This is a genomic window from Staphylococcus sp. HMSC072B07 (assembly GCF_001815505.1).
GTDB lineage: Bacteria > Bacillota > Bacilli > Staphylococcales > Staphylococcaceae > Staphylococcus > Staphylococcus simulans.
In genome coordinates this window covers 1-2665 of sequence record NZ_KV820925.1, presented here as the reverse complement: position 1 = coordinate 2665, position 2665 = coordinate 1, and the positions used below count along the sequence as shown (strand labels likewise).

Sequence of the window (2665 nt, the reverse complement as noted above, 5' to 3'; positions counted from 1 at the left end):
AATTATACTATAAATTCAACTTTGCAACAGAACCCTTTATTTGAACTAATGAATTGTAAAATAATTTTAACTTTGTAGTTTGTGCTTATTTTTCTTGTTCTCCGATATGAGTTGAAACTTGCTCAAGAATACTAAAAATATGAAGATCGTCAAGGCTATAAATCATATTTTTACCAACTCTTTTTGATTTTACTAATCTTGAAGTCTTTAAAGTTTTTAACTGGTGAGAAATGGCTGATTGTTCCATACTTAAAGACTGCGCAATTACTCCAACACTAAGTTCTTCTTTCTGTAAAAGAAATAAAATTGAAAGACGTGTAGGGTCACTAATCATTTTAAATATCTTACTTACCTCTTGGATAGAATCATTTGTTAACGGAGAAGTTGATGATGATTTCATAAAACTTCCTCTCTTTCATATGTGTGTTCGTTCATGTTTAGGTTAGCACAAGATTTTTATAAAGCAAGGTTTTTCCATAAGCAGAGCTGTTTTATAGTCCAATTTTTTTATTAACTAAATAAGATAACTATTTTTTTGACAAATCAGATAGAGCAATATATAATGAACGCATAAACATATGAATGTTATTTCATATGTAATTCGTAAGCGTTACGATTTCAAAAAAATAGTTTTATTAAGAAGGGTGATAGAAATGAAAGAGATTCAAGAGCAACACTCACACGAAAATAATAGTCACGATCATGACCATGATCATGGGAAAATGCCAATTATTTTGTACTTTATTGGTTTAGCACTAGCATTGATAGCTTTCTTTTTGAGTAAAGAGTATCAAATCTTACAAAATATTTTGTTCTTAATCGCTACTATAAGCGCTGGGTACCATGTTATTGTCCTTGAAGGACTTGGGGAGACGATCCATAACTCAAAAAGTCAAAAAAGATTTATACCTAATTCTCATATCTTAATGGGGTTAGCAGCAATTGGAGCATCTTTGATGGGAAATTTTGGAGAAGGTGCGTTATTAATCTTTATTTTTTCTGGGGCACATTTTCTAGAAGATTATGCAGAAGGAAGAAGTAGACGAGAAATTACAAAATTACTCGAAATGAATCCCACAACTGCTCGTTTAATTCTCCCAGACGGTAGCACAAAAAATGTGGAAGTTAATGAATTAAAAGTTGGAAATCACCTTCAAGTATTAAATGGTGATCAAGTCCCTATTGATGGAATTATTTTGTCTGGATCTACGTCTATTGATGAGTCTTCTATTAATGGAGAGAGTATACCAAAAGAAAAGTCCAAGGGAGACGAAGTTTTTGGGAGCACAATAAATGGAACGGGCACTTTTACAATGGAAGTCACGAAAGAAAATAAAGATACGGTGTTTTCAAAAATTTTACAATTAGTGAATCAAAACCAGGATAACCAAACTAAAGCTGCAAGTATTATTCAAAAATTTGAACCAAAATATGTAACATTTGTTTTAGTTGCCATATCACTATTTATATTATTAACTCCATTTCTACTTGATTGGACATGGTCACAAAGCTTTTATAGAGGATTGGTTCTTTTAGTTGCAGCTTCGCCATGTGCTTTGGCAGCAGCTACTGTATCGGCAACTTTATCAACAACTTCTAATTTAGCTAAAAAAGGCGTTCTTTCTAAGGGGAGTTCTTATCTATCTCAATTAGCTGATATTCAAGCTATTGCATTTGATAAGACGGGAACTTTAACCAAAGGAAAACCTGAAATCACGAATCATTATTTTACTGATTCTATGGATGAAGAAGAAATAATTGATATTGTAGTAGCTCTTGAGAAAAATTCCAATCATCCTTTAGCGGATGCTATTTTAAGAAAATTTGAACCAAAAAACCAACTTTCTATTGAAGTAGAAAATCAGATTGGAAAAGGATTGTCCGGAGACTATAATGGTCGAAAATATCGTATAGGTAAACCAACTTCTTTTGACGACGTCTCAGATGAATATGTTCGATTAAATAATCAATGGGCATCTGAAGGGAAAACTGTCGTATATCTAGCAGTAGATGAAGAAGTTATAGGCCTTATTGCACTTATGGATGTACCAAGTAAATATGCTAAAGAAACTATTGAGTACTTCAAGAAACAAGGTATTCATACTACGTTAATTACAGGTGATTCGGAAATGACAGGAAAAGCAGTCGCAAGCAAGCTAGGTATAGACGAAGTGATTGCCAATGTCATGCCAGATAAAAAATCTAAAATTATTGACAAACAAAAAGAAAAATATGGTGTGACCGCAATGGTAGGAGATGGTGTAAATGATGCTCCAGCTCTTGTCAATGCAGATGTAGGAATAGCCATGGGAGATGGAACTGATGTGGCAGTAGAGGTTTCTGACTTAGTATTAATGCAAAATAACTTAACGAAATTAACACAGTCTCATAAAATTTCTACGAAAATGAATCGTTTAATTTGGCAGAATATTATTTTTTCAATGGCAGTTGTAGCTTTTCTAATTATCGTGAGCTTAGTAGGATTAACGGATATAGCCATTAGTGTGATCGTTCATGAAGGAAGTACATTAGTCGTAATATTAAATGGTCTCCGATTATTAAATTCTAAATGAATACATGAAATTGGATAAAATCGTGTATCGAGAATCCTATACCTATAGGGTTCTTTTTTGGTTCTGTTGCAAAGTAAAAAAATATAGCTAAC

Annotated in this window: 2 protein-coding genes; one reads left to right on the top strand and one right to left on the bottom strand. The window is 32.6% G+C overall.

Translation table 11 applies throughout. The features are described from left to right. Nucleotides 1-85 precede the first annotated feature (85 nt). The gene (locus HMPREF3031_RS09405; protein WP_031791152.1) at nt 86-400 is read right to left on the bottom strand and encodes an ArsR/SmtB family transcription factor; all 315 of its coding nucleotides are present in this window, start codon (nt 398-400) and stop codon (nt 86-88) included. Between the two features lie 253 nt (nt 401-653). On the opposite strand from HMPREF3031_RS09405, the gene HMPREF3031_RS09400 reads away from it, so the two are divergent. After that, a complete protein-coding gene (locus HMPREF3031_RS09400; RefSeq protein ID WP_049307335.1) occupies nt 654-2573 on the top strand; it encodes a heavy metal translocating P-type ATPase in 1920 nt (639 codons plus the stop codon). Nucleotides 2574-2665 lie beyond the last annotated feature (92 nt).